Here is a 10,881-nt window from a genome sequence, read left to right as displayed (position 1 = left end):
GGGCAAACGGGTTTCGGATCCGCGGTGCCGGTCAGACCCGTTCCAGCGGCCGATGCGGTCCGCTGGGGAGCTCCGCCTCGATCGTGTCGCCGGGCCGTACCACGCCCTCTTCCCGCACCACGCTCATGATCCCGGCCTTGCGCACGATGTTGCCCGCCTCGTCACGTCCGACGACCTGCTTGAGCAGTCCGTCCCGGAAGAGGTCGATCTGCAGGCAGGGGTTGCGCAGCCCCGTGACCTCCAGGACCGCGCTGTCGCCGATGCGCAGCAGGGTGCCGGTGGGCAGTGCGAGCAGGTCGATGCCGCGGGTGGTGATGTTCTCGCCGAGTTCGCCGGGGGCCACCTCGAACCCGTCCTCACGGACCTCGGCGAAGAGCTCCTCGTGCATGAGGTGGACCTGGCGCAGGTTCGGCTGGGTGGGATCCTGCGCGACGCGCGAGCGGTGCCTGACCGTCACCCCGGCGTGCACGTCCCCCTCGACACCGAGGCCGGTGAGCAGCGTGATGCTGTCCCGGTTCGGCTTGGTGAACGAGTACTCCCCGTTGCTGCTGACCGCCGTCACGTGCCCGCTCATCGATCTGATCCCCCTGTTTCGGTGATGATGATCGGCCATGAGCCTGCCCCGGTGCCGTCGGTGTGTCCACCCCCTCCGGGTACCCGCACGGCATGACGCCCCACGATCCAAACCTCACCGTCCCGAAGCCCGGTCACCGTCCCCTGCGCGCCCGAGCCCTCACTCCGGACCGCCGCCTCCTCGAGGCCGCCGCGGGCCGGCACCGGCCGGGTGCGGACCCCGTCCTGTCCCGGCTGGGCCGGGGCGCGAACCACGGCGTGCTGTGGTTCGCGGCCGCCGTCGGCCTCGCCGTGAGCCGCACGCCCCGCGCCCGCCGGGCGGCGGCCCGCGGGCTGGCCTCCTTGGGCGTCGCCTCCCTCACCGTCGGCGTCCTGGGCAAGCGCTCGGTCAGCCGCCCCGCCCGGTCCGGCACGCGGTCCCGGTGATCCGGCAGGCCGCGTGACGCCGGAGAAGCTCCCGGAGGCGCTGACCGTGTACCGGCCGATCGCCGGCTACTGACACGTTACTGACGATCCGTCAGTCCATATCGCAGGATGCGGGTCTCAATATGTGGCGATCCTGCGTACGGTGATCTCCTGCCGACCCGACCGGAAGGGGTGGGATCCGCAATGCCGGAACCCCGCGAGACCGCCGTCTACACCCATGGGCACCACGAGTCCGTACTGCGCTCGCACACCTGGCGGACCGCCGCCAACTCGGCGGCGTACCTGCTGCCTTCCCTCAAGCCCCACATGAGGATCCTGGACATCGGCTGCGGTCCGGGCACGATCACCGCCGACCTCGCCGAGCTCGTGCCCGACGGGCAGGTCACCGGAGTCGACCGGGCGCCGGAGATCCTGGAGCAGGCGCGCGCCACGGCGGCCGGACGGGGGCTGGCCAACGTCGGCTTCGCGGTCGCAGACGTGCACGCCCTGGACTACCCGGACGACACGTTCTGCGTGGTCCACGCCCACCAGGTGCTCCAGCACGTGGGCGACCCGGTGCGGGCGCTGCGCGAGATGAAGCGGGTCGTCAGGCCCGGCGGAATCGTCGCCGTACGGGACGCGGACTACGAGGCCATGACCTGGTACCCCGCGTCCGGGGGACTCGACGCCTGGCTGGACCTCTACCGCCGGGTCGCCCGGGCCAACGGCGGTGAGCCGGACGCCGGGCGCCGGCTGAAGTCCTGGGCGCTGCGGGCCGGGCTCACGGACATCACGGCGAGCTCCGGCACCTGGACCTTCGCCACGCCGCAGGAGCGGGCCTGGTGGAGCGGGCTGTGGGCCGACCGCACCCTGATGTCGGCGTACGCGGGCCGGGCCGTCGGGGGCGGTCACACCGACGAGGCGGGGCTGCGGGACGTGGCCGAGGCCTGGCGGGAGTGGGGCACGCGGGAGGACGGGTGGTTCAGCGTGCTGCACGGAGAGATTCTCTGCCGCAAGGAAGCCTGAAACGCCGTTTCCGGGACACTTGAAAAGCAGGAGGTTCGAATTATGGTTCCCATCCTGCTGGTGCTGCTTCTGGCTTTGGTTCTGTTCGGCGCCGGATTCGCAGTGAAGATTCTCTGGTGGATCGCTCTCGCGGTTCTCGTCCTGTGGCTGCTGGGATTCTTCGTCCGTGGCACGTCGGCAGCCGGCGGCAGGGGCCGCTGGTACAGGTGGTAGTGCGCACACGTTCCCCCGGGTCCGGTCAGGGCCCGGGGGAACGCGCGTGAGTCAGTCCCGCGGAAGCAGCGGCCCGAGCGGCCCGAGGTCCAGATTGAGGTCCTCGGGCCGCAGTCCGTAGCGGTCGCGCAGTTCCGTCATCCGCTCGTCGAGCAGCATGAGCGTGAGCCCGATCCGCTCCTCCTGCTCCTCGCTCAGATCCCCCACGTCGAACCGGCGCAGCGCCTGGCGCTCCATGAGCTGGCGCAGCAGTTCCACCACCGTCAGCACGAGTTTGACCAGGTCGCGCTCGACGGTGTCGGGCTCCAGATCCATCCGGTTGGAGCGCGGCCGGGGGTTCTCGGGGGTGGTCACAGCAACTCCTCGAACGGCGAGGGCACCTGGGCGTTCACCGAGCTGATGAGCGCGTTGAGGTCGATACGGACGAGATCGACGTCGGCGATGCGCAGCGTGATGTCCCCCGTGATCACGACGCCGCCGGCGAGCAGCCGGTCGAGCAGGTCCACGAGGGCGACCTCACGGCGTTCCACTACGGTCACGGGTTCTCCCGGTCGGTCATGTGGTCTCCCCGGCGAACGAATAGGCCGCCCAGGGACCGGTGAGTTCGATGCGCATACCCGGCATCTCACCCTTCGTACGGTCCACCAGTTCCACGAATTCCTCGGAATGCGCGCGTGGCACGAGATAGGCGGCGTTCAGCACGTTCCGCCCCGTCGCCTTGGAAAGCGCGGGGTTCTGCGGGGGATGCAACCGGGCGTCCTCCGCGAATGCGGAAAGCTCCTCGTGCAGTCGCGTCGAGAATGCCTCGGCCTTCTGCCACGTCTCCTCGTGGGACCTGGTCTGCAGGCGCCGCTGCCGCAGGTAGTCCCGGCCCGACGCGGCCTTCTGCGCGGGCCGGGCGCTCTCCTGCGGTTCGGACTCCGCGTACACCTTGACGCCCCACTCGACCCGGCCCTCCAGCCGGTCGAGGGTGCGCAGGAAGTCTTCCTCGCGGGCCTCCATCATCGTCCGTACGCCGCTGTCGTCGTGGAAGACGGTGCCGAGCCGCAGCGGCAGCGGGGTCGTGACGGTGGTGAGCGCGTCGATCACGCCCTGGTGGGCGCGGGCGGTCTCGGTGAGCCAGTCCAGGTCCTCCAGATGGCGCCGGAGCGGCTCCTCGGCGAAGTCCCGCTCCGGCACGTGGCTCACCACGGCCACCAGGCCGTGGTGAGTCAGCGCTCTGGGCGGATCACCCGCCACCCCCGTCAACTGGGACTGGAGCGGTGTGCCGAAGGGGCGGCAGACGGCGTAGACGTACCGCAGTCCGGTCACGGTGCCTCCTTCTTCTCCGCGCGGCCGGGCTCCAGTTCCTCCAGCCGGGCCAGCCTCTCGCGCAACTCGGCGTTCTCACGGGTCAGTTCGTCACGGCGGGCCCGTGAGCTCAGGGCCGGGTCGGTCTCCCACCAGTCGATGCCCATCTCCTTCGCCTTGTCGACAGAGGCGACGATCAGACGCAGTTTGATCGTGAGGAGTTCGATGTCGAGCAGGTTGATCCGGATGTCGCCAGCGATGACGATGCCCTTGTCCAGGACCCGTTCAAGGATGTCGGCGAGGTTGGCGCTGCTTCCCTGACCGTAGGGCTCGGGCATCCTGCTGGGCGTCGTCATCGCCGGCTCCCTGCCTCGACTTCCTCATCCTCGTCCTCGTACTCCTCGTCCTCGTCCGCGCCCTCGGGCTCTTCCTCCTCCTCGGGCTCTTCGTCCTCCTCGTCGTATCCGGCCTCGGAGTCGTCCTCGTACTCGCCCTCGGGCTCCTCCTCGCCCTCTTCCGGCCGCTCCTCGTCGTACTCGTCCTCGGCCTCCTCGCCCTCGGGGCGCTCCTCCTCGGACTCCTCCTCGGCGAGCGCGTCCTCGTGGCTGCGGACGACCTCGCCGTCGCTGATCTCACCGCGCCAGCCGTCTTCCGCCTCGCCCTTGATCGTGATGAAGCGGACGTAGTTCTTGAGGTCGAGCCGGGCCCGGCGGCCCTGGGCGCGCCAGATGTTGCCGGTCTTCTCGAAGAAGCCGGAGGGGTAGTACTCGATGACGAGCAGCACGCGCGTGAGGTTGTCGGTGAGCCGGTGGAAGGAGACGACACCCTTAGTGGTGCCCTTGGCACCCTCGGAGGTCCAGGCGATGCGGTCGTCCGGGACCTGCTCGGTCGTCTTCGCCTTCCAGCTGCGGTTGGACCACCAGATCTTCGCCTGCCAGTCGGAATGGGTGTCGTCGTCGCGGCTCGCGCTCTTGACGCCCTTCGCGAAGGTGCTGAAGTCCTGGTACTTCGTCCACTGGTCGTACGCGGTGCGCAGCGGCACGCCGACATCGATGTGCTCGATGATGACCGTGGGCTTGTTGCCGGAGCGGCCCTTGCCCTTCTTGCCCTTGCCGCCGCCCAGGCCCTTGACGGCGCCCGTGACCTTGTCCTTGAGACGCGAGCCGCCCATCTCCAGTGCGGAGCGCAGCGGACCCTTGCCCTCGGCGATCTTGCGGCCGCCGTCGAGGGCGAGTTTGGCGAAACCGGGGCTGTTGCCCTCGGCGATGTCGTTCAGCTTGCCGGTGGTCTCGCCGAGCTTGCGGCCGACGCCGGTCAGCATGCGCGTGGCCTGAGCAGCGAGGTACTCCTGCAGTTCGGCCTTCAACCGGTCGGCGGCCTCACTGTGGGCCACGTCGGTGAGCGGGTTCTTCGCCGCTCCGTCGGCGGCGGACTTCGCCGAGCCGAGTGTGTCGCTCATCCCTCACCGCCTCCTTTCGGCAGCCGGGACCGGGCGTTGCCGCCCCTGCTCCCGGAGGTCGCCTTCTTGGCGGCCGTGGTCTTCTTCCCCGCCGCCTTGCGGCCCGCCGTCTTCTTCGCGGGGGCCTTCCTCGCGGGGACCTTCTTGGCGGGAGCCTTCTTCGCCGCCTTCTTGGCCGGCGCCTTCTTGGCGGGGGTCTTCTCCGCCTCCGGCTCCTCGTCCTCTTCCTCGTCCTCCTCGGTATCGGAGCCCTCCGGCTCCTCGTCCTCCTCGGTGCCGGAGCCCTCCGGCTCCTCGTCCTCGTCGCGTTCGGAGTCCTCGTCCTCGTACTCGGCGTCCTCGGCGTCGTCGTCCTTACCGCCGGGCACCACGCCCGTCAGCTGGTCGCGCACCTGGGCGGTCCGGCCGTGCAGCCGGTCGGCGAGGGCGTCGATCTGCCGCTCGACCATGGCACCGGAGGCGGCCTTGCCGACGCCGCGCAGGTCCTCGCGCAGCTGGTCGCCGATCTCCTTGAACTGCGGGTTGTCCTTCAGCTGTTGCTGAAGCAGCTCCGCGACCATGCGCGGGCTCAGGTTCAGCTTCTTCCCGGCGACCAGGCCGCCGACGGCCACCGCCATCTTCAGCTTCTTGGTACGCCCCAGGAGGTATCCGGCCCCTATGGCGAGCCCCAGTCCCACTCGGTTCATGGTGTTGTCCCGTTGCCCGTTCCCGCGCTCCCGCGCGAAGCGATCTCCAACCGGTCGAGCAGTTCGTCCTCAAGACGGTCGAACTCCTCCTCCGTGATCTCTCCGGCCTCCATCTGCCCTTCGATGCGGGCCAGTCCCGCCCGGATCGTGGCAGGGTCGTAGTAGATCCGCTCGGCCTCCTGGACCACCTGTCTGATGGCCCAGGCGCTGCCGCGCGCCGGTGCGAACGGCAGCAGCAGCACCTCAGAGATCAAGCCCACGTCGTCACCCCGCTCCGGTGTCCGTTCCGCTCGCCACGGTCCGCGCGGGCTCGGCCGGGCCGGGCTCGACGAAGCTGTACGGGGGCAGTGGCCCGTTGACCCGCACCTCCAGGTGCGGCATGTCCTTGCGGACCTGCTCCACCGCGGCCAGGAAGGACTCGGCCTCGTCCCGGTCCACCAGGAACGACACATTGGCCAGCCAGCCGGTGGACTCCGGACCGACGCTCATGTCGTCGGCGGCCGATTCCAGGGCGCGCTGCACGGCGGCGCCGTCGTCGGCCTCCTTGGCCTTGACCGCGGCCGCGACCATCTCGCCGAGCCGGATCTTGTCGTCGTAACTTCCCCCGCCCGCCTGCCGGTTGGCCTCCGCGAGGCCGCGGATGTCGGGGCTTTCGGCCATCACCTGGTGCAGGACGGCCTCTTCGACGTGGTTGGCCTTGACGTTGTACTCGACCCGGTTGTCCAGGGCCCGCAGCCGCTCCTGGTAGTGCTCGGCGCGCTCGGCGAGCACCCCGGTGATGGAGTCGTCGTCAGGGGCGACGCTGCCGAACCGCATGGGCAGCACACATCCGGCCGCACCGGCCTCGCTGAGGACGTTCTGGTGGGCGAGCAATTCCTTGCGCTTGGGCCGCAGCCCGTCGGGCGCCTCACTGACGACCGCCGCGAGGTCACCCGCGCGCAGGATGCGCACCGGCCGGGGCGGGTCGCCGACGCCGCCCATGCCCTCGGGAAGGCCGGGGTGCGAACCCGCCGCGATGCCGTAGACGTAAGTGCTCACTCCTGCTCCTCCTTACGACGGGACGACGTGCTCTTGCGGGCACGCGGACGCGACTCGGTCTCACCCTCGGAACCTTCGGTCCGTGCCTGCTTGAAGGCGTCGGAGATGGTCTCGGCCGCGCCCGACAGTGCCCCCTTCGACTTGCCGCGGGCGCCGGACTCGGTCATCTCCCCCACGAGGTCGGGCAGGCCCGGGTCCTTGCGCGGCCCGGCCTCCAGGTCGAGCCGGTTGCACGCCTCGGCGAAGCGCAGATAGGTGTCGACGCTGGCGACGACGACGCGCACGTCGATCTTGAGGATCTCGATGCCGACCAGGGAGACACGGACGAATGCGTCGATGACGAGCCCCCTGTCCAGGACGAGCTCAAGCACGTCGTAGAGACCGCTGCTGCCGCCTCCACCGCCGGACTGCTGTGCCGGTACGACTGTCATGCCGGGTGTTCCTCCTCGTGTGTGGGTGCTGGTCCGGTCGGGCGGCCTAGCGGCCGCCGGGCCTGCGCGCGTCGGACCGGCCACGTTCGTAGCGGCGGACGCGCCGGTATCCCGTGAGCTGCCCGTCTGCGTCGAGCTCCACCTGGTAGCTCGCCATCAGGCTCATCGTGTCGGGCACGCGCTCGAGTTCGAGGACCTCGACCTCCAGCGCCCAGCCCTCCTCCGTCTGCTCGAAGGACGACACGGACTCGGCTTCCATGCCGGTGAGTTCCGCGAGCTGGCCGCGCGCCTGGCGCAGCACCTCCATCGGCCTCGGCCGGCTCTTGGCCGACTGGTTGTCCTTCGTATGGCTCGTATTCCGGGAGTTCCGGGACTCTGGCGAGCCCTGCGACTCTTGTGAATCCTGTGACTCTTGGGTGTTTTTTGTGTTCGACATGGCCACCTCCCCCTCCGTGTGGCCGCAAGAGTGTTCGCCAAACCTCTACGGGCACATGCATCTGACACCCGTCCGGCCGGCGGCGGGGGTGCCTCAGCCGCGCAGGGCGTTCAGCCGCCGCCTCGCCGGTCCCAGCGCTCGGCCCCGGTTCAGCAGGCCTGACCAGGGGTTCGTCCGGGCCTGCTCGACGGCGTCGGCGATGGTCCAGCGGCGGGCGTGCAGCTCCGGGTCGTCCAGCTGGTCCCAGGTGATGGGGGTGGCCACCGGGGCACCCGGGCGGGGCCGGACCGTGTAGGGCGCGACGGCGGTCTGAGCGTAGGCGTTGCGCTGGATGTCGAGGTAGAGCCGCTCACCACGCTCCTTCTTGCGGGCGGCGGTGGTGAGCCGGCCGGGGTGCGCGCCGGCGAGGGTCTCGGCGACGTCCCGGGCGAAGGCGCGCGCCTCGTCGAAGTCGTGCCGGCCGTTCAGCGGCACGATCACGTGCAGCCCGCGCGAGCCGGTGGTCATCAGCGCCGAGGGCAGGTCGAGCTCGTCGAGCAGCTCCCCGAGCAGCCGGGCGGCCTCACGCACGGGCTCGAAGTCGTCCCTGGGGGTCCCCCCAGGCCCTTCAGGCACTGGGGAAGGGTCGAGGTCGAACACCAGCCGGTCGGGGTGGTCGACGCTGTCGGCGCGGGACAGCCAGCGGTGCAGGGTGATGCTCGCCTGGTCGGCCAGGTAGAGGAGGGTCGCGGTATCGTCGCAGACGGTGTGGCGGACGGTGCCGCCCTCCTTTGTCACCTCGACGCGGCGAATCCACTCGGGGTAGTGCTCCGGGGTGTTCTTCTGCATGAACGTCGGGCCGTCGATGCCGTCGGGGTGCCGCTCCAGCATCAGCGGCCGGCCGCGCAGGTGCGGCAGCATGAAGGGCGCGACAGCCCGGTGGTAGTCCACCAGGTCGCCCTTGGTGTACTCCTTGGCGTCGCCGCCGGGGAAGAGCACCTTGTCCGGCCGGTGCACCTCCACAGTGCGGCGGCCCGCCCGCACCCTGCGCGTTCCGTCGCCGCCGCTCACCGCACGACCGCCTCCTCCACCAGCAGCCGTCCGGCCGCCGCGACGGACTCGGCGTCGATGCCCGCGGCGCGCAGCTGCTCCTCCGGGGACGCCGAGCCCGGCATCGTCCGGACGCCGAGCCGCACCAGGCGCGGTACGGGGCGCCCGTCGGTGAAGGCGTCGAGGACCGCGTCCCCGATGCCGCCCTCCGGGTGGTGGTCCTCCACGGTCACCAGGCAGCCGGTCTCCTCGGCGGCCCGGCGCAGGGTGGCCCGGTCGACGGGCTTCACGGAGTACAGGTCGATCACCCGCACCGCGATGCCCTCCTGCTCCAGGGCCTCGGCGGCGGCCAGCGCCTCGTGCACGGTGACGCCGGCCGCCACGAGGGTCAGCCGGTCCTCGCCGGAGGAGCGCAGCACCTTGCTGCCGCCGACCGGGAACTCCTCGTCGGGGGCGTAGATCACCGGGCTCTCGCCGCGCGAGGTGCGCAGGTAGCGGACGCCCTCCAGGCCGGCCATCGCGCCGACGAGCCGTGCGGTCTGGTTGGCGTCGCACGGGTACAGCACGGTCGAGCCGTGCACCGCCCGCATCATCGCCAGGTCCTCGAGCCCCATCTGGCTGGGCCCGTCCTGGCCGATGGCGACGCCCGCGTGCGAGCCGACGAGGTTGATGCCGGAGCCGCTGACGGACGCCATCCTGATGAAGTCGTAGGCGCGGGTCAGGAAGGCCGCGAAGGTGGTGGCGTAGGGCACCCAGCCGCGGGACGCGAGCCCGACCGCCGAGGCGACGAGCTGCTGCTCGGCGATGTAGCACTCGAAGTAGCGGTCGGGGTGCTCCTTGGCGAAGAACTCGGCACGGGTGGAGTCGCCCACCTCGCCGTCCAGGGCGACGACGTCGCCGCGGCCGGTGCCGAGGGCGGTGAGCGCCTCACCGAAGGCGTTGCGGGTGGCGACCTCCTCGCCCTTGTCCCACCTCGGGAGGTCGACGTCCCCGGTGTGGACGGAGTGCAGCATGCGTGCGGCGGGCGGCTCCTGCACCCGGACCCGGATGGCGCGGGGGCCGCCGAGTGCGGTGACGGCCTCCTCGGCCTCCGGCAGCGGCTTGCCGTGCAGGCCCTCGCGGTCCTGGACGCCCTCGACGCCCTTGCCCTTGAGGGTGCGGGCGAGGATCGCGGTGGGCTGGCCCTTGGTGGACGCGGCCTCGCCGTAGGCACGGTCGACGGCGTCCACGTCGTGGCCGTCGACCTCGATGGTGTGCCAGTCGAAGGCCTGGAAGCGGCGGGCGTAGGCGTCCAGGTCGTGGCCGTGCCGGGTGGGACCGCGCTGGCCGAGCCGGTTGACGTCGACGATCACGGTGAGGTTGTCCAGGTGCTCGTACCCTGCGTGCTCGGCGGCCTCCCACACGGATCCCTCGGCGAGCTCGCTGTCGCCGCACAGCACCCAGGTGCGGTAGCCGGTGCGGTCGAGCCGCTTGCCGGCCAGCGCGATGCCGACCCCGACGGGCAGTCCCTGGCCGAGCGAGCCGGTGGCCGTCTCGACCCACGGCAGGCGCTGCGGGGTGGGGTGCCCTTCGAGGCGGCTGCCGAGCTTGCGGAAGGTGAGCAGCTCTTCGTCGTCGATGGCGCCGGCCGCCTTGTACGCGGAGTACAGCAGCGGGGAGGCGTGGCCCTTGGAGAGGACGAAGCGGTCGTTGCCGGGGTGGGCGGGGCGGTCGAAGTCGTAGTGGAGGTGGTGCGCGAGCAGGACGGCCATCAGGTCGGCGGCGGACATCGACGACGTGGGGTGCCCGGAGCCCGCGGCCGCGGCGGCGCGGACGCTGTCGACCCGCAGCTGCTGTCCGAGGTCGGTGAGTTCACCGGTGTTCATGAGTCTCCTTTCGAGGAGTCTTCCGGGGCGTCGGTTCGTTTGACGGGACCGGGTGCGGGATGACCCGGGCTCGGCGGGTCGGACGGGGGCGCGGGAGCATGCTGGTTCCTCGCCGGATCACCACCCGGCTGCTTCGTCACGGACTCGGCGGCCGGCTGCTCTTCGGCGGGATCGCCACCGGGCAGGTTCTCGGCGGATTCGCCACCCCCCGGCCGGCTCGTCCCGGGCTCGTCGGCAGCCGCCGCGGCCGGGCGGCCCTTCGCCGTCTCGGACTCGGATCGCAGCCGGCCGTGACCGGAGTCGGGCGGGCCGGCAGTCGGGCGGCCCTTCGCCGTCTCGGGCTCGGACCGCGGCTGCGCGGCCCCGGATCCGGGTCGTACCTGCGTCGTCCCGGATCCGGGCTGCCCCTTCGCGGGCTCATCGGGGGGCC

General features: G+C 71.1%; 17 protein-coding genes. 4 read left to right on the top strand and 13 right to left on the bottom strand.

Going from position 1 to position 10,881, the window contains the following annotated elements; genetic code table 11:
* Window positions 1-31: 31 nt before the first annotated feature.
* Window positions 32-574 carry an MOSC domain-containing protein gene (locus C1J00_RS29105; protein WP_102911980.1) on the bottom strand — a complete coding sequence of 181 codons (543 nt, stop codon included), beginning with the start codon at window positions 572-574 and terminating at the stop codon, window positions 32-34.
* 62 nt (window positions 575-636) lie between these two features.
* Between C1J00_RS29105 and C1J00_RS29100 the strand changes: the two genes are divergently transcribed.
* From C1J00_RS29100 to C1J00_RS29090, 3 genes are all read left to right on the top strand, one after another.
* Window positions 637-999, top strand: a complete 363-nt coding sequence (locus tag C1J00_RS29100) for a hypothetical protein (RefSeq protein ID WP_102911979.1) — start codon at window positions 637-639, stop codon at window positions 997-999.
* Between the two features lie 183 nt (window positions 1,000-1,182).
* On the top strand, window positions 1,183-2,004 hold the full coding sequence (locus C1J00_RS29095) for a class I SAM-dependent methyltransferase (protein WP_102911978.1): 822 nt from the start codon (window positions 1,183-1,185) through the stop codon (window positions 2,002-2,004).
* A gap of 42 nt (window positions 2,005-2,046) precedes the next feature.
* Window positions 2,047-2,217: a hypothetical protein gene (locus C1J00_RS29090; RefSeq protein ID WP_031136400.1), complete on the top strand. Its 171-nt coding sequence runs from the start codon at window positions 2,047-2,049 to the stop codon at window positions 2,215-2,217.
* 51 nt (window positions 2,218-2,268) lie between these two features.
* On the opposite strand, the gene C1J00_RS29085 is transcribed toward C1J00_RS29090, so the two are convergent.
* The 12 genes from C1J00_RS29085 to C1J00_RS29030 form a co-directional block, all read right to left on the bottom strand.
* Window positions 2,269-2,532, bottom strand: a complete 264-nt coding sequence (locus C1J00_RS29085) for a gas vesicle protein K (protein WP_030843810.1) — start codon at window positions 2,530-2,532, stop codon at window positions 2,269-2,271.
* A gap of 35 nt (window positions 2,533-2,567) precedes the next feature.
* Entirely contained in the window at window positions 2,568-2,756 is a 189-nt protein-coding gene (locus C1J00_RS29080) for a gas vesicle protein (protein WP_003994122.1), read from the bottom strand.
* A 16-nt stretch (window positions 2,757-2,772) separates the two neighbouring features.
* Window positions 2,773-3,528 (bottom strand): GvpL/GvpF family gas vesicle protein, encoded by a 756-nt coding sequence (locus C1J00_RS29075; protein ID WP_102911977.1) that lies wholly within the window; start codon window positions 3,526-3,528, stop codon window positions 2,773-2,775.
* Window positions 3,525-3,863, bottom strand: a complete 339-nt coding sequence (locus tag C1J00_RS29070) for a gas vesicle protein (RefSeq protein WP_053673813.1) — start codon at window positions 3,861-3,863, stop codon at window positions 3,525-3,527. Before C1J00_RS29070 ends, C1J00_RS29075 begins: the two co-directional genes overlap by 4 nt.
* Window positions 3,860-4,966, bottom strand: a complete 1,107-nt coding sequence (locus C1J00_RS29065; protein WP_102911976.1) for an SRPBCC family protein — start codon at window positions 4,964-4,966, stop codon at window positions 3,860-3,862. Before C1J00_RS29065 ends, C1J00_RS29070 begins: the two co-directional genes overlap by 4 nt.
* Window positions 4,963-5,652: a DNA primase gene (locus tag C1J00_RS44780; RefSeq protein WP_146046274.1), complete on the bottom strand. Its 690-nt coding sequence runs from the start codon at window positions 5,650-5,652 to the stop codon at window positions 4,963-4,965. Before C1J00_RS44780 ends, C1J00_RS29065 begins: the two co-directional genes overlap by 4 nt.
* A complete protein-coding gene (locus C1J00_RS29055) occupies window positions 5,649-5,912 on the bottom strand; it encodes a gas vesicle protein GvpG (protein ID WP_102911975.1) in 264 nt (87 codons plus the stop codon). Before C1J00_RS29055 ends, C1J00_RS44780 begins: the two co-directional genes overlap by 4 nt.
* A 4-nt stretch (window positions 5,913-5,916) precedes the next feature.
* Complete coding sequence (locus C1J00_RS29050) at window positions 5,917-6,690, bottom strand: GvpL/GvpF family gas vesicle protein (protein WP_102911974.1); 774 nt, start codon at window positions 6,688-6,690, stop codon at window positions 5,917-5,919.
* Complete coding sequence (locus C1J00_RS29045; protein ID WP_102911973.1) at window positions 6,687-7,121, bottom strand: gas vesicle structural protein GvpA; 435 nt, start codon at window positions 7,119-7,121, stop codon at window positions 6,687-6,689. Before C1J00_RS29045 ends, C1J00_RS29050 begins: the two co-directional genes overlap by 4 nt.
* 46 nt (window positions 7,122-7,167) lie before the next feature.
* Window positions 7,168-7,557, bottom strand: a complete 390-nt coding sequence (locus C1J00_RS29040) for a gas vesicle protein GvpO (RefSeq protein WP_102911981.1) — start codon at window positions 7,555-7,557, stop codon at window positions 7,168-7,170.
* 93 nt (window positions 7,558-7,650) lie between these two features.
* Window positions 7,651-8,607 carry a non-homologous end-joining DNA ligase gene (ligD, locus tag C1J00_RS29035; protein ID WP_102911972.1) on the bottom strand — a complete coding sequence of 319 codons (957 nt, stop codon included), beginning with the start codon at window positions 8,605-8,607 and terminating at the stop codon, window positions 7,651-7,653.
* Complete coding sequence (locus C1J00_RS29030) at window positions 8,604-10,451, bottom strand: transketolase (protein ID WP_102911971.1); 1,848 nt, start codon at window positions 10,449-10,451, stop codon at window positions 8,604-8,606. The genes ligD and C1J00_RS29030 overlap by 4 nt, the downstream gene beginning before the upstream one ends.
* 98 nt (window positions 10,452-10,549) lie before the next feature.
* Between C1J00_RS29030 and C1J00_RS45965 the strand changes: the two genes are divergently transcribed.
* A partial coding sequence (locus tag C1J00_RS45965) for a hypothetical protein (protein WP_219728379.1) occupies window positions 10,550-10,881 on the top strand: 332 nt, incomplete at its 3' end.

The organism is Streptomyces cahuitamycinicus, from assembly GCF_002891435.1.
In the GTDB taxonomy this organism is placed as follows: domain Bacteria; phylum Actinomycetota; class Actinomycetes; order Streptomycetales; family Streptomycetaceae; genus Streptomyces; species Streptomyces cahuitamycinicus.
The sequence above is the reverse complement of the archived record's forward strand: the minus strand, read 5'-3'. Positions and strand labels throughout refer to the sequence as shown.

Bases quoted from the DNA above. Each gene is read 5' to 3' on its own strand.
- C1J00_RS29105 (WP_102911980.1), bottom strand. From the start codon at position 574: ATGAGCGGGCACGTGACGGCGGTCAGCAGCAACGGGGAGTACTCGTTC.
- C1J00_RS29095 (WP_102911978.1), top strand. From the start codon at position 1,183: ATGCCGGAACCCCGCGAGACCGCCGTCTACACCCATGGGCACCACGAG.
- C1J00_RS29090 (WP_031136400.1), top strand. From the start codon at position 2,047: ATGGTTCCCATCCTGCTGGTGCTGCTTCTGGCTTTGGTTCTGTTCGGC.
- C1J00_RS29085 (WP_030843810.1), bottom strand. From the start codon at position 2,532: ATGGATCTGGAGCCCGACACCGTCGAGCGCGACCTGGTCAAACTCGTG.
- C1J00_RS29070 (WP_053673813.1), bottom strand. From the start codon at position 3,863: ATGACGACGCCCAGCAGGATGCCCGAGCCCTACGGTCAGGGAAGCAGC.
- C1J00_RS29065 (WP_102911976.1), bottom strand. From the start codon at position 4,966: ATGAGCGACACACTCGGCTCGGCGAAGTCCGCCGCCGACGGAGCGGCG.
- C1J00_RS44780 (WP_146046274.1), bottom strand. From the start codon at position 5,652: ATGAACCGAGTGGGACTGGGGCTCGCCATAGGGGCCGGATACCTCCTG.
- C1J00_RS29045 (WP_102911973.1), bottom strand. From the start codon at position 7,121: ATGACAGTCGTACCGGCACAGCAGTCCGGCGGTGGAGGCGGCAGCAGC.
- C1J00_RS29040 (WP_102911981.1), bottom strand. From the start codon at position 7,557: ATGTCGAACACAAAAAACACCCAAGAGTCACAGGATTCACAAGAGTCG.
- C1J00_RS29030 (WP_102911971.1), bottom strand. From the start codon at position 10,451: ATGAACACCGGTGAACTCACCGACCTCGGACAGCAGCTGCGGGTCGAC.